This is a genomic window from Coleofasciculus sp. B1-GNL1-01 (assembly GCF_040220235.1).
Taxonomy (GTDB): Bacteria; Cyanobacteriota; Cyanobacteriia; order Cyanobacteriales; family Coleofasciculaceae; genus Coleofasciculus.
Genome location: NZ_JAVJTO010000059.1, coordinates 25,680 through 48,174 on the forward strand (window position 1 = coordinate 25,680; position 22,495 = coordinate 48,174).

Sequence of the window (22,495 nt, forward strand, 5' to 3'; positions counted from 1 at the left end):
ATGGGAAAAAATTTAACAAAATGTCTGCGAAGATATATATTTATGTGATACTTGCATGACAAAACTCCAAGTTGAGCAATACTATGAGTTCTCGAATAGGCGTGGCTTTGAGCCTGTTAACAAGTGTGAGTTTTTTGGCTGACCCGACCCTAGTTGCAGCTCAGGAGGAGAAGTTTAGCTCGCCTCCAGCCGTGATAGCAAAGCGGGGAGAAGGGGAGAATGCTAAACCAATCATTGTTGCCGAGTTAGTTGAACAACTGCGTACCGCCGATGTTGGCAAACGTCGGGAAATTATTCAACAACTTAGTGATACCCAACAAGATATTGTTCCAGCATTGCTCAGTGCAATGGACGATCCTGATCCTCTGGTTAAAAGTGGTGTAGCAGAAGCATTAGGCAATCTCACTGATGATGCTGCACCAGCAGTTCCTAGATTGATTGAGATGATGAATGATGGACGTCGGGCGATCGTACCCATGCCATCAAGTCCTCGATATCCCAGTCAAAGTATTTTTATTGCTCCTGTTCCTACTCTTCGTACTCGTCTTCCTCTTACTCCCGCTCCTATTCGTCTTCCTGCTCGTCGTCCTCCTGCTCGTCCTCTTCCTTTTCCTCCTATTGCTTCTCCTCCTCCTCGTCTTACTACAACAACAGAGGAGGAGACGGATAACGAACGACGCCTTCCACCTACCCCGCCTGGAAACCCCGAAAACCGACTGCGGATTACAGCAATCATCGCGCTGGGAAAAATTGGTTTGCCAGCCAGATCATTAGCGACACCTCCCTTAACCGAAGCCTTGCAAGACCCTGATCCGTGGGTCAAGCTGAATGCAACATGGGCGCTCTCCCAAATCGGAGCTTCTGTCCCCCTTCTATCTCATTGGTTAGAAGCTTTACAGCATTCTGATCCTAACTTGCGTCGCAGTGCAGCAACAGTTTTTGAAGATTCCGGATCACTGCTACCTAAAATCTTAGGAGCGGAAGCGGATAATAACACGGCGAGGTCTTTAGTTACCGTACTTAACGATGACGATTCCCTGGTTCGCAGTGCTGCCGAAAAAGCATTAAACTTGTTGGGGACAGATGCATTACCCGGCTTAATCGAAGCGTTGAAAGCACCAGAGCCAATTGTCCGCTTGCAAGCAGCAGAACTGTTGGGAAATCTAGGAGAATCAGCACAGTCGGCGGTTCCTGACCTGTTGCCACTACTGAAGGATACAGGGCGTTATGTTCCACCCTCCTCGAATGGATTATTCACTGCACTACCCCTTTTTTCTAATCGAGTTCCACCCAGTCCGCAATACATTTCTGTTCCTGCTAACCCTCAAAAATTGGTGCGAGTCAATGCCGCGATTGCCTTGGGCAAGCTAGGCGATCGCCCTGATCCTTGCTCCACATCACAGCCGCGATCGCACTCTTTCCCAAATTCAATGGTTATCCCTCCATTAAAGTCCCGCCTCACCCACCCTACTCTTTTAGATATGGCGTATTTGCCAGGATTTAGTTATTTAATGTTACGCGGGCAAACAACTGAGTCCCAGGTCATGTACGGTTATAGATGAACCCCTACTCAGTTGGTGTTCGGTAATGCCTTCCTCGATTTCTCCTTTATCTCAGCCAGAACCGGAAAATAAATGTCCGGATTGCCTGTACATGACATTGGCAGGAATTCCGGTGCAACCTGTAGAACATCCTGACTATCTGGAGTTTCTACAACCGTTCCCAATGCCACAAATTGACCTGTACTTAACCCTTCAGTTTAGCCAACAGTGGGAATCTTTACCTCAAGGGCGGGTTCAGTTTGGACTCAAAGGAGGAGCATTAAGACTGAGGGTAGAGGGGGGTGAGATTCCTTACGAATCCCGGATTATGGGTTCTATGGAATTGGTTGTGCCAACGGTTGAAACGGATTCTTCTGCCAATCGTCCAATCCGCGATCGCTTTTCTGGGGAGTTGGATGAATCCACCCTTAACCCTCAGGCAGATGGAGCAACCAGACAACCCTCACCAAAGGGGAAACTTAATCATCATTCTATTTGTCACATTACAACAAAAGTCACCGAAGAAAACCCCGCCTGGATTTTTGAAGAAGAACGGGGACAGCCCGTCTTAAATGGTTGGCTCAATCAGGTCAAACTCGGCACATTGCGTGTCTCTGCCCTTCCCTGTCGCGTAGACGCCACATTTGAAGTATCGCGACGAGATATTTGTTTGACCCATGTAGACCGATTGTGGAGTCCAGAGATTAGTCGCAATAAACAGGCGGTGCTGGACAGACTGATTATTCAGCAGTTGCTGGAACGTAAGTTTAAGCCCTATCTCAGTCGAGTCGAGTTGCATTATGATGGATGAACGTTTTTTTACCCAACTCCAAGCCCTGATTCAGAAGGTTGTCGCGGCGGATACAGATAATTTAGCTCAACTGGCGGCAATGGTGGGTCTGAATTTGGCACGGGATTTCGCCGAGTCTAATCTCAGAGATACGAATCTCAGGGGTGCTAACTTGGTGAAAGCCAATCTTAGAGGAACGGATTTGCACGGCGCTAACCTGATGAAGGCGAGGCTGTGCGGGGCGGATTTGCGTGGGGCGGATTTGATTCAGGCAAATCTGTGTGGGGCGGATTTGAGACAGGCAAATCTGCGCGGCGCGGTGCTGTGGAATGCGGATCTGACTCAGGCAAACCTGGAGGGGGCGAACCTCACTGATGCTAATTTAGGCGGGACAACCTTAAATTACGCCAATCTGAAAATGGTTGATTTTAGAGGCGCTCATCTCTACCAGGCTCACCTCTATGGGGCTAATTTGAATGAAGCGAAACTTAGAGGGGCAAATCTAGGAAAAACTGACCTGAGAGAGGCAAACCTGAAAGACGCCTATATTATTCGCGCCTATTTGGGACAGGCAAATCTGCAAGGTGCGGATTTCGACGGCGCGAATCTGAGTGAGTCGGATATGAGTCAGGCGAAACTAAACCGTGCCAAATTGCGGAATACTCAGCTACGGAATACGGATTTCAGCCTCAGTGATTTGACTCAGGCGACGCTGATTCGTGCCAATGCTAGCCGCGCCCACCTGATTCGCGCCAACCTGCGAGGGGCAGATTTAATTCGCACGAACCTCACCGGGGCGGATTTACAGGGGGCGGATTTGAGTTTGGCGGATTTGAGTCTGGCTAACCTGTATTTAGCCAACTTAGGCAATGCTAACTTAATTCGCGCCAATCTGAGCATTGCTGAACTCGGCGGCGCTAATCTGAGTCGAGCCAACTTGAATCAGGCAGATTTGAGAGGAGCAAATGTGGAAAATGCTGAGTTTGATCGCAATCCAGGATTGTCTGACGAGATGAAACGGGTGTTGAAACGGCGCGGCGCTATCTTGGCAGAGGTGAAGCGCGATCGCGTGGGGGTGTTGGTGTCTCGGTAACTGGATGCGATGGCTTTTTATCCCAGGTTGAGCGATCGCGAAATTACTGGGAAGTCCCCCTTGTCCCTACTGTTCTAGAGGGTCTATAGGAGCGCACATTTTCCCATGGTAAAAAATTACCTCAAACAACAAAAAAAGTCAATGACTACGGGATTTAAATCATCGAGGCAATATAGTCAGGATATAATCCTATCCGGTTGAACCTTCATCGGTGGATCTGTTGTCACATAACTAAACCTTTTCGATTTATCCGCGCTTACAATAACGGAATATTCATGCATCTGAGAAATCTAGTTAAACTGAGTTCATGTGGCAGCGGCTCATTTCCATTAAAGGCGAAGATACATCGCTCTGGCAGCGATTGACAAAAAATTTTTCTATCAGCTTGGGTGGATCGGTGGCTACGATATGCATCAGGTTGCTACAGACTGCTCTTTTGAGCAAATCTTTAGCGATCTCTGACTACGGAAAAGTGCTGATTGTCATTCACCTGTTTAGCTTCTTGGAAAATTTTTTGGGTGTACGTGTAAATGATATAATATACAGGTTTTATCCTCAGTTCCGTCAGCATCAGGATACCAGTGCCTTAGGGGGACTGCTTTTTCTCTGCCTCGCTCTGAGCCTAGTCGTTGGTTTCGCGATCGCAGGTGGAATATTTATTCTATCTCCATGGATTGCCCAACACTTCTACGCAGATGCTGATCTGGCTTTGCCTTTTCGTATCTATGCTAGTACAGCTTTGATTGCCGCTTTTAGCGGATTTTACACTTCGATCCTCAGGCTGCATGACGATTTCGCCGCTATTGTCATTCCCCAAACTCTAGGTGCTGCAATGATGCTTGCGGTGTTAGGTATTTATTTGTATAGTACAGACAACTATCGCCTGGAATTTGTGGTAACTGCTTGTGCATTGGGTGTCTTCATCCAGACAGTGCTTCCTTTCGTTAAAGCCATGGGGGTTGTTCGTCCCTACCTATTCTCAATCTCCCCCATGACACTTTTCCGTGCCTTGCAACCCTATCGCCGTGAACTAGTCTCGACGCTTTTTCAAACTAACTTGATTGGATATCTCAAACTGGCATCGGACTCGGGTGGTCTTTTTCTACTGGGAATTTTGGCATCACCCCAGCAGGTAGCCCTTTATGGTATCGCTCAACAGTTGACCAAACCGTTATTGATACTCCAAAACAATATTCAAACGGCGATCACACCCGAAGTGACCTCACTTTTAGCAAAAGGGAAGGTTGAACAACTCTATAGGTTGGTCAAGGGTTTTGTCTCCTTAGCACTAATCATAGGCGGTATAGCTGTGATATTTGCTCTTTTACTAAGTCAGTCTGTTATTCTGTGGATTACCCAGCCCCAATACTTAGAAGCACTTCCTACGTTTTCTGTTCTGATCATTGCTGTATATCTCACTTGTATATCGTTAATTTTTTATCCCCTTGCAGTAAGTCTTGACCAATTGCAAAAACGCAACCTGGTAGTCGCGATGAAATTGCTGTATCTGGGGGTTGCTGTTAGTATAGGTTTGAATGCTGTTCGTCTTAGTTTTGTGCAACTAATTGGCGCATTAAGCACGAGATTACTGGTTGATATCCCCTTACTCATAAGGTTAAGAAAAATGACCAAAATTTCTCATAATTAGATTTTTAAACTTAAACAATTTAACTTATGGTTTTAGATAAAATAGCTCTCAAATACTTAACGTTGCAAAGACGGTTGGCAATAAGGAAAATGAATAATGATACCGATAAACCTATTCAATTAATAAATGAGTACCTAAACCTAACTACAAACAACCCTGAATATATCAATCAAGTTGTATTAGAGGTTTTAGAACATTCAACTAAAGAGTTGAGTAATAACTTAATTTATAAATCAGACTATAACGATTTCAAAAAGGAAATAAACACAAAATTAAAAATATTCACAAACAAACCTTATCAGCTAGGAGCTATAGACATAGAGATAGATGCAATAGCTCATTCTCTGGCTCAATTCGAGCAACCAGATGTTCTTGAAATCGGAGTGGCTAATGGATATTCATCAGCATTTTTATACTATGTATTGGACAAAATTGGTGGAAGTATAACATCCCTTGACTTGCCTCGTTTTTCTTCTTCCTTATCTCGACCTAGGGACTGGATTCGTACAGGCTTAGCCAGTAAAGGAAAAATTAAGAACACCGGTACTCTGGGGGATCTCAATCCAGGAGGAGTCATTCCAGCGGAAAAGTATGGGGGTTGGCTGATACCGATGCACCTGCGGACAAGTGTCAAGAATACGACAATTTATGGTGATGCTTTGATAATTCTGAAAAATTTACCTGGAGAGCGATTTGATTTTGCCGTTCTAGATGCCATGAAAGGCTATGAGTCGCGGATGAAAATCATGGAAATGATTTGGGAGCGTTTGCGTGCAAATAGTCTAGCTTTTGTTGATGGTTATTGGGTTAATTCCGCTTTTGAAGATTTTTGTAACTTACATCATTTACCTTCATGCAAATTGGGGCGTGTTGGTGTTTTTGTAAAAACGATTTAATTAAAAATATATTTATAAAAGGAGGATATAAACATGAAAATGCTAGTTGTTGGTATTGATGGGGGCGATCAAAAAATTTTAAAATCAATGAATATGCCAAGTTTAAAGGCGATTTTAAATGAGCAAATATGTTTAGAACTAGAAGAAGATTTATGGAGTCGAGGTTGGGCTGAGATTTTGAGTGGTATACATGGAAGAGAAACGGGCGCATTCTATTCTAAGCCTAAACTGGATGGTTCTCATGACTTTACCAAAAGTTTTAGCACAAACGATTACAATAATAACGATTTAATAGTACCATTATGGACGAAGCTGTTAAAGTTTGGTCACAAAGTAGGTTTTATGAATGTGCCAACAACAATGCCAGCCCCAGATGTAGACGGTTTTTTCATTGCTGGGGCTAGTGGTGGTTCTAAGGTGAGTGGTGCTTCTAAGATTCCCGCAGGTGTATGTTTTCCTCCAGAAAGTTTGGATGATTTAATCCAACATCAATATATATTAGATACACGATTTATATCATCTGGGATTCGAGACGTAGAAACCTTTTTCAATCGTCTTGCCGCCATGCAGACAAATAGAACGAATGCCTTCATACAATTATCCCAAAAATACCAGCCTGAATTTGGTTTTCTCGCCTATAGAGCCACTACTGTAGTTCAATATATAGTCATGAGTGAGATTGAATCCCTGATGGCAAACCCAGATTCACCTCAGACCAAAATTCAAAAAAGAATACATGAACTCTACCAAGATCTCGATCAGTGCATCTACAATTTACTAGACCAACTACAGCCAGAGTATATTATAGTGGTATCTGATCACGGCGCTTCTCCTCGCTTTGCAACAGTGAATATGAATGTATTTCTACAAGAAATGGATATGCAGAAACCGCTGCCTAGTTCAGTTAAAACGACTCGCCGCCTGGTGAAACAGTTGGCTCAGCTAGTTCCTCGTCAAGTTCGGCGAAATATTACTCAGTCTGTTCCCCAAGTGCGAAGTATTTCCCAGCCAGCCATTGATTGGAGCCAAACACGAGCGTTTGGAGCTCGCTACGTTAGCGGAGTTTATATCAATGATAGGGAAAGATTTGCAGGTACAGTGGGTGACAGCGAGGTTAATCAAGTCACTCAACAGATAATCGAAGCGTTCAACGCAACTGAAGCAGCGACAAAGCATAGACTCTATGCACGTCCCTATCGCCAAAATTATCGCTCAGCTAAGTTTGCCGACTTACTTCCCGACATCTGGATTGACCATCCTGATTCAATTTTCTTTGAAGAAAAAGGTCAATTTGTGGAAACCAACGAAGACTATAAACCCATCGAAACTCTCCGTCAAGTAACTCGCGACCAATATACAGGAGCTAAGGGAAGACATCCGCTTCTGTGTATTAATCCAGAACTTTACCGCTATGTGGAAGACGGCGATCCTTGGGATCTAACCCTAGTCTATAAAATAATCGAGAGAGCAATGGCGCAGTGAAAATAGGCATTCTTACGTTTCATAGATCAGTCAATGATGGTGCAGTCTTACAGGCGTATTGTCTTCAGCAATTATTACAGGCGCAGTTTCCCCAAGCCAGCGTCGAACTGATCGATTATCGTCCTTGGACGTTAGAGAGAATTGAGTACCGTAAACTTTTTAGGCGACGCTTTCCATTCATCAATCGGTATAAATGGGCTCAACGCAGGAGTTTGCAGGAATTTTTGCACCAATACTGCACTTTATCACTAGCATCTTGTACGACCAATACTCTACAAAAGGTACAGAATTTTATTCTAAACCAAGAGTATGATGGGATTGTGGTGGGAAGTGATGTGGTCTGGCAAATTCGAGATCAGGGGCTAATTCCGCCAGTTCCTAATATTTTTTGGCTAACGGGCTTACAGGGGATGAAAAAATTAGCCTTTGCTGTGTCTGCTGATAAATCCGAAAAATTATCTTGGCAGCTAAAACATAATCAGGAACAGTTACTCTCAAGTCTGGAGGATTTCCATTGGATATCTGTCAGAGACGAGGCAACACGACAGATGCTTTTGAAGCTAGGGTTGGCGGAAACACAAGTTTCATATATGCCTGATCCAACAATTTTGTGGGACTTTTCATCTATTGTTGATACACCTCAAGAATTTGAACAATTTCCGGGACAATTAGCTGGTGTTGCTGTTGGCTCAAGTTTTATCAGGAAAAAGCTAACTCAGATAATCCTGGCAAAAGGTTATCACGTCATCAATCTCTTAGGAGCTAGAGTCAAAGGGCAAATCTCACTGCCTCTTCACTATTCTTTAAATCAGAGATTGGGGATTTATTCGTTACTTGACTTGATGGTGACCGATCGATTTCATGGTAGTATCTTTACCCTTAAACTGGGACATGCTCCTTTAATTTTTCTGGAAGTTGCCGAAAAGTATCCTGATTGTTATAGCAAAGGTCGCGATTTACTTCGCCGGATCGGGGGTGAAGCAATGGTTTGGCGAACTGAGAGTCGAGATATTGGCGATAATCTAGATTATTATTTAGCTAGATGGCATGAATTATTCCCTGATATTAAAAGCGGCTTGGGTGCGATTAGCCAGTCAAATTTCAAAGATCTTGAGCAAATCAGCAAAATTTTAGATTGAGGTTATTTCAATTTATATGGATAATTTTTTTAATTTAGTCGTTCCTGATTGTGCTGTTAAATATATTCTGTTACAACGCACAGAATTACAGATATATTTTAGGATTTTAAAAAAATTTAGGTTCCTGTACTATACATATTTTATTCCTATAGAAGCCTATTTAATGCGTCAACAAATTAAGGAAAAGTTTGCTTTAAAATTATTAGAAGAGTATCAAATTATGAAGCCATACCTACCTACCCAGGCATTAAGAATAGTAGACATCGGTAGTGGGATCGCTGGCATTGATGTTTTTCTTTACCATCATTATCGCCATTCTATACCGAAACTAGATTTGTTTTTATTAGATCAAACAGAAACGAATAAAAATATTTACTATGGTTTCCATCAGCAAGCGTCTTATTATAATTCACTTGAGGTAGCAAAATTAATGCTGATGTCAAATAAAATTAACGAAAAAAACATTCGTCTCATCAGCGTAAATTCTTACTATGAGATTGAGTGCAGCAGTGCTGATTTAATCATTTCGCTTATTTCTTGGGGATATCATTACCCTGTTTCTACCTATCTTGAACAAGTGTATCAATGGTTAAAACCGGGTGGAATACTCATCTTAGATGTAAGAAAAGGTTCAGACGGAGAAAACGAACTAAAACAAAAATTCCCAGAAAAATACTTAATTATGCAGGACAAAAAAAGGCGTAGATTATTACTCATTAAATAATAAAAATTATGAAGAAGCAGGGATCGGGGCTTGTGCAGACGAGTGACGGGCAAGATGAAGTTTTTTTTCATCAAGGGAAAATAGCCATCTTTCTCCCTTCTCTCCGGGGTGGTGGCGTGGAAAGAGCCATGTTGACCTTAGCAAAGGGTTTAGCCGAACGAGGCTTAAATATAGATTTAGTCTTAGCTCAAGCGGAAGGACCTTATCTGGCTCAAGTGCCACCAGAGTTAAATATAGTCAACCTTCAGGCTCCGCGAGTGCTGTCTAGCCTTCCTAACTTGATTCACTACTTACGGCAAGAACGCCCAATAGTGCTTCTTTCTGCAATGGATCATGCCAATATAGTGGCTCTTTGGGCAAGATATTTATCTGGAGTATCTAAAAGATTGGTCGTAACCACACACAATACCCTGTCGCTTTCCATCAAGAATAGTTCTAACCGCACAAGTCAATTGATGCCCTTCTTAATACGCCACTTCTATCCGTGGGCTGATGAAATTGTTGCCGTATCGAAAGGAGTAGCGGATGACTTAACATTGACTACAGGCTTGCCTCGTGAAAAGATACAGGTAATTTATAACCCAGTCGTAACGCCGGACATGTTGAAGGAAGCCCAAACCCCTTTGGCTCATCCTTGGTTTGCATCTGGAGAGCCTCCAGTCATTCTGGCAGTAGGGAGACTGACAAAGCAAAAAGATTTTCCCACCTTGATCAGAGCCTTTTCGTTGGTGCAACAGCAGTACAAAGCGCGGCTCATGATTTTGGGTGAAGGGGAAGAACGCCCCCTATTAAACCGATTGATCCAAGAGCTGGGCTTGGAGAATGGAGTCATTATGCCAGGGTTTGTGAGCAACCCTTATGCTTATATGTCCAGAGCAGCCGTATTTGTCCTGTCTTCAGCTTGGGAAGGGTTAGGTATAGTTTTAATTGAAGCCTTAGCTGTAGGAACTCCTGTAGTCTCTACGAATTGCCAAAGTGGACCATCAGAGATTTTAGATAATGGTAAGTACGGGCGATTAATACCAGTTGGAGATATACAGGCAATGGCAAAAGCCATTTTAAATACTTTACAAAATCTCCCACCGCCTGATTTTTTGCAAAATAGAGCCAATGAATTTTCTTTAGAAAATAGTTTGAGGAAATATTTTGAATTAATCAAAAATTAGTTTATTTTTACGCTAGAGACAATTAGGTTTTTCTGTCAATCATATAAATAAATAATTTACCGACAATTGGTCTATCTTATTTATCAGTATCAATGTTAGACACAATGGGATGCTTCAGCTTAATTTTTGTAGCCATTACCACAGTATTCATTTCATACAGATTCACCAAAATTAAAGTCCCGTTACTTGTTGGATTTTTGACTCGTGCATCACTTGCATTGGTTATCGTATACTTGTCGTTTCAGGGGAACAACTTTTTGGAAGACGATGGATTTCAACGGTTAGCTGAATTTTGGTCAATTTCAGGTTTTCCAGGTGTTTTAGAGTATTTCCGAACCGGAGCATTTATGTATGCTTGGTTCATGGCTACTTTATATATAATTACTGATAGCACCAGTTCTTTAATGATTCAGGCAATTAATGTATTGCTGGGAACTTTATTAATTCTTAATGTCTACCTGATTACTAAAATTGTTTGGAGTGAACGTCCTGCCATCTGGGCAGCATGGGTTTGTGCCTTATTTCCTACTTTATCACTTTATTCGGCATGGAGAGTTCGAGAAGCTCTTTTAACTTACTTGTTCACATTAAGTATCTACCACTTTTTAGTCTGGCTAAAGCGGGGTAAGGCTCAATCATTTGTTATCGGTTTCTCTGTCATGGTTCTGGCTTCAGTGCTACATACAGCCTTCTTTGCTGGAATCGTTCTTTACGCTGGCTTTCCCATTTTTTATTCTGCCAAAGCTTTTCTCAAAAAGAGGGGAGGTCGTCTTATCGGCAATACCCTGATTGCTTTAATTGCGATAGGAGGTCTGGGATTAGTGATATGGTCAGGAGTAGCATTTGGGAAAATACAGGATTTAATTCAGTCGGGAGATTTAGCTATAATAGCTCACAAACAAGAATCTAGAGCCTTAGCTGGTCGGGCAGGTTATCTGCCCGATTTAGTTATTCGCTCACCCACAGATTTTTTCTGGCAAGTTCCCCTGCGACTTGTTTATTTAATTCTTACTCCTTTTCCCTGGATGGTGAGTAATACAAAAGATATTATTGGGCTAATTGATGTTGGGATTTATACCTGCTTTATTTTATTAATTGTTAAAAATGGCAATCGATTAAAACGAAGCAATCTGGCTTGGTGTGTACTCATTTTCTGTTTAGGCATAGCTTGTGTATTTGCTTTGGGAACGTCTAACTACGGGACAGCAATGCGTCATCGCTCTAAGGTTGCGCCTTTATTGATTGTATTAAGTGCTGGTTTTATATCTCAAAAAGAGGCAACCCAGCAGCCGTCTCCCTACAATAATTTAACTTCTTGGTCAATGACCCCAGGATTCTATGTTCAGGATCAACTCCCCTCTGTTTCTACGCAAGGTAACTACAGTGGGGTTCAGACTAATCTTCCTTCTCAACAGACAGCTTATCAGGTAGTCTTAACCCAGATCCATCAGTTGCTTACCCCTGCGGTCTTTAACCAACACGCTTACTATTACTCACTAGGAGGAAAAGGACGAATTCTAACCCTGCCTCTGATGACGGCAGCCGGATTATTTTTATTATGGCGAAATGTTTATTCCGTACAGAAACTGGTTAAGTTTTTAGCCCAAAACGATTTACTCTGGTGTCGAGAATTTAGCCTATCTCAAAGAGAACGTATAAACCGAATTTTATTGATGCCTGCTGAACTATTGCAGCGTGTATTTAAAGATATATCGCCTCAGTTAATCCAGCGATGCTATAAACGAAAAAAACGTCCTTTACCGCCGACAATTTCTCTGGGTCGTCAGCATTTTGCACGAATTTGGTCAGTTGATCGCTCTACCTTAGAATTCTTGGGATCTAAACTCAATACTACTCAGCCTCGGTCTAATATGCAATCATCAGAAACTATCTGCACGGTGGTCGATCTACCCACTCGAATACCCATTAAAGTATGGTTTTCTCCCACAATTAAAGTTGACGACACCAATCTTACTCAAAAATTGCTCAATCTAGTTCCAGCAAAAACCTTACTGATTCTTGATCGAGGTTTTAATCATGTCCAGGTTTTGAGTGGTTTAATGGCGAAACAGATAAATTTTATTACTAGGCTTAGATCTCATAAATTATTTCAGGTCGAACAAGTTTTGACTTCAACCTATCGCGTGAAAGATCAAATCATTTCTATTAAAAGTAGTCAAACGCTGACGTCTCACCTCAAACTGCGCCTAGTACAAATCCGCCATAACCAGCATTGGTATACTTTTCTCACGTCTGTATTAGACCCGACTATCTTACCCCCCTATGTTGTCGCTGATCTTCATCGACGAAGATGGCGACTGGAGAATGTGTTGCAAATCGTTCAACAGCTATTAGGATTGAATTACTTGTGGACAGGTACAATGAATGGTATACAAGTACAAATCTGGGCGAGTTGGTTGTTTTACTCAGTACTAGCGGACTTAGGAGATGCCATTGCTAATGAATTAGGGATTCCGTTTGAGCGTATTTCTCTGAAAAAAGTTTTTTGGGGACTTAACCGCTTTAACCAAGCTTATGCCGAAGGTAAGACCATTAACCCCGTTGTATATTTTGTGACTGATATCCATCCAGATTTCACTGTTGTTAAGCCGATGAGCCAGCCGACTCCCATTATTGATTTATCTCCTTACCCTACGAGCTTTACGAGACGACAATCTTCTTGAATGATCACCTTTACCCTTTATTTTAAAATGAACAGATGAATTCATCCAACCTCAGTGTAGTCACAACCGTCTATAATGGTGAAATCTACTTCAATCGCGCTGTGCCTAGTATTTTACAGCAAACTTATACCAATTTTGAATTTATTATTGCCGATGATGGCTCAACTGACTGTACCGCCCAACAACTTAGAGAACTCACTCAAAACGATCAACGTGTGCGTGTCCTGAGTCCTGGACGATTAGGACGCAGCCAAGCCCTTAACTATGCAATTGAACAGACTCAAGCAGACTATATTGCTATTCAAGACTTTGATGATATCAGTTATCCTGAACGTTTACGTTTACAGGTCGAGTTTTTAGAGGCGCATCCTGATGTCGGGTTAGTCGCTTGTCACTACGTTTTAGTAGATGATAATCGCCAAGAACAGTATATCCGAATGCCCGCTACAGAACATCAGCAACTGGTTAGGACAATGGCTAAGTGTGTTCCCTTTGCTCATACCCTGGTTACCTATAGAAGAAAAGCCTGGATGCAAGCTGGAGGATATCCAGATGTAGATAGTATGGTTGATCTTCACTTATGGATTGCCTTTGTCCGTCTGGGTTGGCGACTCGCAACTATTCCTCAAGTCCTCGGTGAACATTGGGTACATCCCAACAGTTTTTGGCATCAACAGTTTAACTATATAAAACAGCAACAAAAATTAGCCCAAATCCAATGGCAGGCTATTCAAGACCTTAGTTTACCATTATGGATGGGAGTGTATCCTCTTGGTCGATACTTATATTCCTATATGCCCAAAACCCTCAAGCGATATGTTCGACGTACTTTGGCTCAATCTAAAGAAGAAGATATGGCAAAGCGATAGAGTGCTATTGACCCGATTAATCCACGAATTACTGCTGCAAAAATGCCAGATATTATTCCTCACCTGAACTACGAACTCAAAACGTATCAGTCTCAGCGCATTCATCAGGCGATGCTTCAGGCAATATGTTCCTTAGTTCGTCTAGTTTTAGAACAAACAAATCAGCCGTCTATGAGTATCCTAGATGTAGGATGTGGACGGGGAGAACTATTACAATCTCTTGTTCAAATTCCCCAGGTTTCAGCTCAAGGCATTGATCTCGATCCTACCTGTATTGAACTATCCCGTCAATTTGCATCTTGTCGTGTAGGTTCAGTTGAAGCGTTAGATCAATATTACTCTCCGGACAGCTTCGATCTCGTCATTGCCTCTCATGTTCTAGAACACGTCCCTAACCCCACTCTCGCACTTTTACAGCTAGCTTCAGTGAGTCGGAATTGGGTATTAATTGCTCTTCCTAATCCTGTTAGACCCTCTAGACTGCTTCAATACTTAAAGGGTAAACTTTATGCCGATCATCCGACTCATTGTCAAGTTTGGGACCCTGGTCATCTCGCGAACTTTATTGAGACATTTGGTCATTTAAAAGTTTATCAGTGGCAGCCCGATATTGTAACTGTCATTCCCGGACAATTGTTGTCTGTGCCATTATTACGTTTTATTCTAAAACCTTTCAGTATCGCAGAAACGACACTGTTAACTGGGTTATTCCCTTTATTTTCATCAAGTCTAATTGTGCTAGCAACCAAACACCGTGATTAGGGTTAAACAACGAATTTTAATGTTGTCCACTTGTATGGGACTCGGTGGTGCAGATCAACAGATTTTGTACCTTGTTCGTACTTTACTCAAGCGGGGATACGAGATTCAAATTGTGTCGATGACACCGTTGGGTGCCATGGGGAAAGAAGCTCAATCAGAGGGTTTACCCATTCAAAGCCTTAATATGCAAAGGGGTGTACCCGACCCCAAAGCAATTTTCAAACTTGCCAGAATACTACATCAATGGCAGCCTGATATTCTCCACAGTCACATGGTACATGCTAATTTTCTGGCACGGGTGAGTCGGTTATTTTCTCATTTGCCTGTGCTAGTTTGTACAACATCCAACATTAACGAGGGAGGTCGATGGCGAGAATGCGTCTATCAATTGACTGACTTTCTCTGCGACATCACGACTCAAAAGAGTCATGCTGGAGCTGAGCGATATGTGAGCATAAAAGCTGTACCAAGAACAAAACTTAGGGTGCTTCCCAACGGCATAGATATTCAAAAATTTAAACCCAATCGAGAAGCCAAGCAACGCCTACGACAGGAGTTAAGTTTAGAGGAGCAATTTATTGGCTTAGCTGTAGGGCGATTTCGTCCACCCAAGGATTATCCGAATTTACTCCAAGCCTTTAGTCGAATTAAAGCAAATTCTATTAATACAGTGTTAACTCTTGTTGGCGAGGGAAGTCTTAAGCCAGAGATGAAAGCATTAGCTAAAACTCTTGGCATTCATGAGCAAGTCAAATTTTTGGAACCGAGACGAGATATTCCTGATTTAATGAATATTGCCGATTTCTATATCATGTCTTCGGCGTGGGAAGGAATGCCAATGGTACTTTTAGAAGCAGCATCGGTTGGACTACCTATTGTGGCGACTGATGTAGGTGGTAATGGGGAAATTGTCTTGGATGGCAAAAACGGTTTCTTGGTTCCCCCTCGCCATCCAGACGCTTTAGCGCAAGCGCTGGAACGGATGATGAATTTATCTCCACAAGAGCGTCAACAAATGGGGCAGTTTAGTCGAAAGCATGTAGAGCTTAATTACAGCATTGAGCGAGTTGTAGATAGGTGGGAAGCACTCTACCAGCAGTTGCTAGACAAAACCAGCTCACAGGATCAGGGGGTATAGCTGGGCGCCCCGAAAAATAATCTATGTTACAGCCAAAATGATATCTGCGAGTCTCAAGGAAAATAATCTTTAGTTAAAATTTTTATCGGAGCCTGTCAACCGTGAAAACCCCTAGATAGGCTAGTTGAGTAGGGAGATTATTTCCGGAATTTGACTGACGACTTCTGGTGTATCTATCAAATAGTATGAAGTTGATCAGGCGACTTTTTAATCTTAAAGGCATGTAACGTTCAATCACGAATTATAAATAAAAATGAAAAAAATATTACTTTTTAGTGCTGAAGTGATACTTCTTTGCAGTACTGCTGTTCCAGCCCAAGCTACTATACTTAACGTGAGCCAGGGTGGACAGATTATTACTGCCCCCAGTTCCGTCTCCTACAATTTTCCAGGATATGAACATCCAAATTTCATGCTCGGCTTCTCCGAAAAGCAAAACGTTAAGCTCTCTTCCAATCTCGCCATTGATGGTGGCTTCATCGCCGCAGGGCAGCTAGTGAGTAGCCACATGATCTTCCTGAATACTCCAGGTTCTCGGCGGTTAGCGTTATCGAATATTAACTGGACTTTTGACAGCACAATTCTGGGCGTAATGTCGGATGGTAACGGTTTATTAGAAGCAGCGAGTAATACTCTGTTGGGTGTTCCTCATACGTTCTATCCTGGTAGCTTTACGCAACGGGGTTTAGAATGGAGCCGCCAAGAAAATTACTCTGAAGTTGGTTCTAATGTGTTGATCGTATCAATGAAGACAACTACACCAGGCGACTGGATTAGAGTCGTCACCCAAGCAAAGCCGATACCTGAACCGACATCTACTTTGGGTTTATTGACAATATCTTTGGTGGCTAAGGCAGTCCTGAAGCGTACACGTAAGCCCAGTGATCTTACATCGCTCCCCCAAAACAGTCCTGACATGCGTTAGCGGCTCATCTTCCTGTGGAGATGAGAATACGACGGTTGAGCAGCTTACCTTATCGGACTAAAACTATCCTCCTGTAGATAGAGTTCTTTTTACAAACCCTTATGCCACATTTCGATCATTGAGTCGCAAGACTTGACTAGCCGTCACCCAATCCAAAATACTGATGCCTGATGGAGGCAAGCGCTATATACATCACCCAGATAGTTGTATTTCTTCCAAGCTCTTCACCAAACCCAGGCAAATGCTTATACTGGAAGATAACTTAGCGATGCCATTCACCTATCCATATTAGTAGGATATGTCGTGTGAAGTTCAAGCATCGCCCCAAAATTTTGCTGGTCGCTAACACGGGTTGGAATCTTTACAACTTCCGCTTACCCTTGGCTCGATTTCTCCGTCTACGAGGAATCGAGGTTATTTTTGTTTCTCCCCCAGATCCCTACGTATACCGACTGCAAGCCGAAGGATTTCGCTGGATTCCCTTGCGCCTCTGTCGGCGCAGTATCAATCCCCTGGTCGAACTCTTGACTATTGGTCATTTAACCCGGATTTACTGGCAAGAAAAGCCCGCTGCTGTCCATCACTTTACGCTCAAATGTGTTCTTGTGGGAACGATCGCGGCTAAGCTAAGTGGTACAACTGGGGTGGTGAATGCGATTACGGGATTAGGCTACATTTTTAGTAGCAGTGAGTGGAAGGCTCGGATCTTGAAACTCATCTTCATTATCGTCGGTAGATGGGTATTGAGAGCTCGCAGGGCAATGGTTGTGTTTCAGAATCAGGATGATCGGCAAGTTTTCACCACCCTGAAGCTGACTAATCCCTACCGAACTGTACTGATCAGAAGTTCGGGTATCGATTTGCAGCGCTTTTCACCGCCGCTTCATCCACCAGATGTTCCGTTGACGCCAGTCGTCCTGCTTGCTGCCCGCCTGATTACAGAAAAAGGTGTTATAGAATACGTAGAGGCTGCTCATATTCTCAAAGCTCGTGGCGTTCGGGCAACGTTTCAGATCGCGGGTGAGCCAGACTTGGGTAATCCTGCTTCCATTTCTCCGACCACTTTACAACACTGGCAACGGGAAGGAATCGTTGACCTGCTGGGTCATCTGGAGAACATTGAACAGTTCATTGCTCATTCAACCCTTGTCGTGTTACCTTCCCACGGTGGGGAGGGTGTTCCTCGTATTTTACTAGAAGCGGCGGCGATGGAAAAACCCTTGGTCGCCACTGATGTCCCTGGCTGTCGAGAGGCAATTGACCCAGGGAAAAATGGCGTTTTGGTTCCGGTAAAGAATGCGGCGCGGTTGGCTGATGCGATTGAGATCCTCTTAAACGACGCCAATTTGTGCCAAGCCATGGGAGTCGCTGGACGAGAAAAAGTCTTGCGAGAGTTTGATGATCGCAGCGTGATTCAAAAAACAGCCAAGGTTTACCAAGCGATAGGTATACCACTACTGCACGTTCAACAAACTTGTGACTCGAGTTTTCTCAGGGCTGACAAAAGCGGATTGGGTATCGCTCAAACTGGAGAAGAGGGTTGACAACTCAGGGCAGCTTTTGGATAAGCAATCCGCTGGTGATTGCACTGTTGCCAAACTTTGACAAAGACTTCCGCCGTAATCAATAATTCTTCTTTGGTTAACCCCGAATCAACTAACTGGTTATCTTCCCATCGGGCTTTGAGAATTTTCTTAACCGTGATTAAGGCGGTGTCCGGGGTAACATCTTTAAGCGATCGCAGCGCCGCTTCACAGGCATCGGCTAACATGACAATTCCGGTTTCTCGCGACTGAGGAATCGGTCCATCATAGCGAAAGTCTGCTTCTTTCACCGAATTTTCCCCCTCTTCCTGAGCGCGTTGTTTGGCTTGAAAGTAAAAATAGGAAATCAGCAGTTTACCTTGGTGTTCGGGAATAAAATCCCGAATCGCTTTCGGTAACTGATGTTTGCGAGCCATGACCAACCCTTCAGAGACATGCTTTTTAATAATCTCGGCACTCTTACGGGGGTCGTTAATTTGATCATGTTTATTGGGACCGCCCATTTGATTTTCAATAAATCCCAACGGATCATGCATTTTACCAATATCGTGATACAAAGTACCTGCCCGAACCAGTTCCACATTACAGTGAAGTTCACGAGCGGCGGCTTCGGCTAACGAGGCAACAAACAAGGTATGTTGGAATGTTCCTGGCGCTTCGGTGGCTAACCGTTTGAGCAATGAACGGTTCGGATTGGACAACTCCGCTAACCGAATTGGCGTCACCAAATCAAACAAGCGTTCTAGATAAGGAGAGAGTCCCAATGCCACAATACTCCAGGCTAACCCCGATAGCCCGTAGAGAGCCGCACCCGGTAGCACCGCGTACCAAATTGTGCCAGCACTGGCACTCATAATCAGATTCAGGACGAGATGAACGCTGCCCTGGGTCAATCCCACGATACCGCCTAATAACGCCAATTCCTCCCGCGATCGCATCCGTCCGGCAATTAACGCTCCCACCAAACCCCCGGCACCCCCCGCAATTAAAAATTCCCAGCTCACCTCCATGCTAAATGTGACCAACCCGGTCAACAGTGTCACCACAGTCGCACCCAAGCTTGACCCATAAAAACTCCCCACTAACAACCCAATCGCGGGCAGGCTATTATATTGCCCCCCCAAGAGTGCCAAGACGGGCGTACTTAAACTCAACAGCAGCACCAAAATATGGTCACGTCGCCGCAGGGGGGGATGGACTCGACGTTCGACCAACCAAAAAATACCAACTCCCCCGGTAACCAAACCGCCAAATCCAATCAGCCCGAGCCAGTTAATTTCGCGACGACTCAAGCCGTAGTAATCCAGCAGGACAAAATCCGCCTGGGTAATTTCCTCGCCCGCTTCGACAATAACTTCTCCTTCTTGAGCCGTCACCATCACAGGATCTACAGATCGAGCGGCTTGTTCTGCCCGGCGCTTGGTTTGTTCTGTATCTTCGATTAGATTGGGCTTTAAGTTAGAGGTCAGGAATTCCACGGCTAAGGGTTGTGCCTCAGCCGGAACCAGTGTACTCACCTGCACCGCTACCGCATTGTCTAATAGATCCGAGGGCAATCCCGGCGGAATTCCTTGGGTCAGAATGTGGCGAGTGGCATCCTGAATTCCCTGTCGAGTTTTCTGCCAAGCCGAATCAGACAGATCGAGTACGGATGCATCATAGGCAGGAGTTGATTCCGGGGTTACACTTGATGACAGTTGAGCCACTGCCTTTTGGTAACCCTGACGAGCTTTACTGGCTGTCTGCATCAACTCAGAGAAGGCTGGAGTAGATGCTACTTGACGGTAACTTTGCAATTCGCTTACTGCTTGGACAAACTCCCGAGTCAACGGTTTTTTCTCTCGGTTCGGGATAACCACGCCAGGCTCAAAGGGGTTAACCGGAGCATTATCTTCGACGAAAGCAACAATAGCTTGCCATTCCCAGGCTTCACTCTGGCGCAGATACTGCTGGGTGGCGGCGGACAGCACGGAGGTTGGGACAAACGGAAACGAACCACTAATTTCTCGCCATTGGTCTATTTTGTCCAATGATTGTTGTAGGCTTTGATCAATCTCTTGGTTCACAGATTTGTCAATCTTTAAAACCGGGAACGAACCCGTCCGAGCCTCTTTGCGTTTTTCTTCTGTGGTTTTTGTGTCCTCAACACTGGCGTCAAAGCGAGCGCGAATGGTATAGGGGGCGTCCCTACCCACATCGAGGGTTGGTTGATTGTAAAAGCGGTTGCCCATCACGCTGGTGAGAGAAACGACGGCTAAGATAAACATGACGGGTGAACGTCCTTGCCGCTTTGCTGATGGTGGTGGATTGCCTTTTGTCCCCAGGAAAGAAAGGGTTTGTTTTAACGGATGACCTGGCTTTTTTTGCTCAGGGGAAAGATGACCATCAGATCCGACGAATGGAAGGATGGTACGAAATTGCTCAGATTTTTGCCGCAGGTGGTTTAGCTGTTGCGTCAACGAGTGGAGCGTTTTCATAGCAGAAGAGTTGCCTTTTTAGGTGAGCGGTAGCGGTGAAACCGCGAGGCAGACAGGTGGGGGAATTGGCGGTTAGTTCATTGGGTTTCAGTTAGTCGGCTGTAATGTTTGAGTTTAGCTCTTTTTAGCTGACAAAACATGGTTTACCCACCTATCTATAACTTATAAACGACGTTGAATGATACCCGGTGCAGCAACGGCTGCTTGTTTGTACCGACCATTGATTTGGTTTTGATCATAAACCCCTAGCCAAACCGCTAGTAATTGGTCTGTTAATTGTCGCCTCTTTTTGAAGACCGGAATTTTTAGGGCAGCAACTCGCCAGCTTACTGGAATACCGTTGATACCGTTATAAACACCCGCTAATGCCCCTGTCAAAGCTGCCGTAATTGGGTTTTGGTAACCGCTACGAACGGCACGGATGACACAGAGACGAAAATCTTCGGGTGTATAGAGGAAACAATAAAAGGCTAAAGCAATCGCCATATCTGAGGCATCCCCCCTATTACCTAATTTTGCGGCTAGACGGCGCACCTTCCTCGTGGTGGTTTCTAAATCTGTACCTGCTTCTATGAGGGTTTGGATCTGTTGTAATTGGTAGGTTAAGATGGTTTCTTCTGTCCCCAAGCCCCTAAGGATGTGGGGAATCAGGGTTGTTCGGTTAAGGGTTTCGGTGAGAGTCAGAGCCATGGCGGTAGCGATTGCCAACACCCCAGCCGAGGCGTCGGTTTCGAGTTGCCAAATTGCTGCCGCCTGAACCAGGTGTTGCCGTAACCACTCTTGATTTTCGTGAAAAAAAAGCGCCATTTGCAGAGTTGCCACTGCTGCTTCACTGCTTTGTGCTTTCCCTTTCAATTCTAGGAGTGAGGGTTGAGTTTGGCGACAGCGAATCAGCCAATCGTCTAGATTCAGTCTGCCTGTGTCAATTAAACTCTCGAGTCCACAAGTGGCGATTTGACTCCAAGCGGAGAGTTTGGGGATACAGGGGTGGGACTGACTCGGTTTGGGTTGGCGTTTGGTGAACTGAAGCGATTGTCTGCCACCTGGATCACCGAGTCCTTGATCAAGGTGATGGCTGACCAGCTCACCAATTAAGCTACCCAGTAATGCTCCTTGAAATCGGCACAGAAGAGAATGCTGCATTAATTTGCTCTTGCCCCTGTTTTCAGGGTATGGACGAGAGCTAAGAGTCCCAAGCGATAACTTTCGGCACCAAAACCGCTGATCTGACCGACAGCTACGGGGGCGATGAAGGAGTGATGTCGAAATGGTTCGCGCTGATAGATATTACTCAGATGGACTTCCACTACAGGCAGGGCTACGGCGGCTAAGGCATCGCGTAGGGCTACACTGGTATGAGTGTAAGCACCAGCATTGATTAATATCCCATGATGCTGTGTTCTCGCTGCTTGTATGGCATCAACTAAAACGCCTTCATGGTTGGACTGTAATGTCACAACTTGGCAGGATAATGAACTCGCCTCCTGTTGCAGGAGTTGGTCAATTTCCGCCAAGGTCACAGATCCATAAATACCAGGCTCTCGGAGTCCTAGAAGATTCAAGTTTGGACCATGCAGGACGAGAATACTCAAAGAACTCCGAGCTTCATTCGGCACG

18 protein-coding genes are annotated in these 22,495 nt (G+C 44.2%); 15 read left to right on the forward strand and 3 right to left on the reverse strand.

All coding sequences use genetic code 11. The features are described 5' to 3' along the window. Positions 1 to 83 precede the first annotated feature (83 nt). From RID53_RS14950 to RID53_RS15020, 15 genes are all read left to right on the forward strand, one after another. Positions 84 to 1,562, forward strand: coding sequence for a HEAT repeat domain-containing protein (locus RID53_RS14950; RefSeq protein WP_446388857.1), 1,479 nt, complete (start codon positions 84 to 86; stop codon positions 1,560 to 1,562). Between the two features lie 25 nt (positions 1,563 to 1,587). Beyond that, positions 1,588 to 2,352, forward strand: coding sequence for a hypothetical protein (locus tag RID53_RS14955; RefSeq protein WP_446388858.1), 765 nt, complete (start codon positions 1,588 to 1,590; stop codon positions 2,350 to 2,352). Beyond that, entirely contained in the window at positions 2,342 to 3,424 is a 1,083-nt protein-coding gene (locus tag RID53_RS14960; protein ID WP_446388859.1) for a pentapeptide repeat-containing protein, read from the forward strand. The genes RID53_RS14955 and RID53_RS14960 overlap by 11 nt, the downstream gene beginning before the upstream one ends. Before the next feature lie 307 nt (positions 3,425 to 3,731). Continuing rightward, the gene (locus RID53_RS14965) at positions 3,732 to 5,072 is read left to right on the forward strand and encodes a lipopolysaccharide biosynthesis protein (protein WP_446388860.1); all 1,341 of its coding nucleotides are present in this window, start codon (positions 3,732 to 3,734) and stop codon (positions 5,070 to 5,072) included. 26 nt (positions 5,073 to 5,098) lie between these two features. Further along, the gene (locus RID53_RS14970; RefSeq protein ID WP_446388861.1) at positions 5,099 to 5,968 is read left to right on the forward strand and encodes a class I SAM-dependent methyltransferase; all 870 of its coding nucleotides are present in this window, start codon (positions 5,099 to 5,101) and stop codon (positions 5,966 to 5,968) included. A 33-nt stretch (positions 5,969 to 6,001) separates the two neighbouring features. After that, positions 6,002 to 7,450 carry an alkaline phosphatase family protein gene (locus RID53_RS14975; protein WP_446388862.1) on the forward strand — a complete coding sequence of 483 codons (1,449 nt, stop codon included), beginning with the start codon at positions 6,002 to 6,004 and terminating at the stop codon, positions 7,448 to 7,450. Further along, positions 7,447 to 8,589: a polysaccharide pyruvyl transferase family protein gene (locus tag RID53_RS14980; protein ID WP_446388863.1), complete on the forward strand. Its 1,143-nt coding sequence runs from the start codon at positions 7,447 to 7,449 to the stop codon at positions 8,587 to 8,589. The genes RID53_RS14975 and RID53_RS14980 overlap by 4 nt, the downstream gene beginning before the upstream one ends. A gap of 16 nt (positions 8,590 to 8,605) precedes the next feature. Next, entirely contained in the window at positions 8,606 to 9,313 is a 708-nt protein-coding gene (locus RID53_RS14985; RefSeq protein WP_446388864.1) for a hypothetical protein, read from the forward strand. Between the two features lie 8 nt (positions 9,314 to 9,321). Continuing rightward, the gene (locus RID53_RS14990; RefSeq protein WP_446388865.1) at positions 9,322 to 10,479 is read left to right on the forward strand and encodes a glycosyltransferase; all 1,158 of its coding nucleotides are present in this window, start codon (positions 9,322 to 9,324) and stop codon (positions 10,477 to 10,479) included. 218 nt (positions 10,480 to 10,697) lie between these two features. Next, the gene (locus tag RID53_RS14995) at positions 10,698 to 13,163 is read left to right on the forward strand and encodes an IS4 family transposase (RefSeq protein WP_446388866.1); all 2,466 of its coding nucleotides are present in this window, start codon (positions 10,698 to 10,700) and stop codon (positions 13,161 to 13,163) included. Positions 13,164 to 13,198: 35 nt separating this feature from the next. After that, positions 13,199 to 14,032 carry a glycosyltransferase family 2 protein gene (locus RID53_RS15000; protein ID WP_446388867.1) on the forward strand — a complete coding sequence of 278 codons (834 nt, stop codon included), beginning with the start codon at positions 13,199 to 13,201 and terminating at the stop codon, positions 14,030 to 14,032. 42 nt (positions 14,033 to 14,074) lie between these two features. Continuing rightward, positions 14,075 to 14,794 (forward strand): methyltransferase domain-containing protein, encoded by a 720-nt coding sequence (locus RID53_RS15005; protein WP_446388868.1) that lies wholly within the window; start codon positions 14,075 to 14,077, stop codon positions 14,792 to 14,794. Further along, complete coding sequence (locus RID53_RS15010; protein WP_446388869.1) at positions 14,787 to 15,932, forward strand: glycosyltransferase; 1,146 nt, start codon at positions 14,787 to 14,789, stop codon at positions 15,930 to 15,932. Before RID53_RS15005 ends, RID53_RS15010 begins: the two co-directional genes overlap by 8 nt. 253 nt (positions 15,933 to 16,185) lie before the next feature. Next, complete coding sequence (locus tag RID53_RS15015) at positions 16,186 to 16,857, forward strand: hypothetical protein (protein WP_446388870.1); 672 nt, start codon at positions 16,186 to 16,188, stop codon at positions 16,855 to 16,857. Between the two features lie 305 nt (positions 16,858 to 17,162). Then, on the forward strand, positions 17,163 to 18,401 hold the full coding sequence (locus RID53_RS15020; RefSeq protein ID WP_446388871.1) for a glycosyltransferase family 4 protein: 1,239 nt from the start codon (positions 17,163 to 17,165) through the stop codon (positions 18,399 to 18,401). On the opposite strand, the gene RID53_RS15025 is transcribed toward RID53_RS15020, so the two are convergent. The 3 genes from RID53_RS15025 to aroQ form a co-directional block, all read right to left on the reverse strand. Next, on the reverse strand, positions 18,380 to 20,878 hold the full coding sequence (locus RID53_RS15025; protein WP_446388872.1) for an HD family phosphohydrolase: 2,499 nt from the start codon (positions 20,876 to 20,878) through the stop codon (positions 18,380 to 18,382). The two genes, RID53_RS15020 and RID53_RS15025, sit on opposite strands and share 22 nt — an antisense overlap. Positions 20,879 to 21,040: 162 nt before the next feature. Then, positions 21,041 to 22,021 (reverse strand): ADP-ribosylglycohydrolase family protein, encoded by a 981-nt coding sequence (locus tag RID53_RS15030; RefSeq protein ID WP_446388873.1) that lies wholly within the window; start codon positions 22,019 to 22,021, stop codon positions 21,041 to 21,043. Then, entirely contained in the window at positions 22,021 to 22,494 is a 474-nt protein-coding gene (aroQ, locus tag RID53_RS15035) for a type II 3-dehydroquinate dehydratase (protein WP_446388874.1), read from the reverse strand. The genes RID53_RS15030 and aroQ overlap by 1 nt, the downstream gene beginning before the upstream one ends. Position 22,495: the final 1 nt, after the last annotated feature.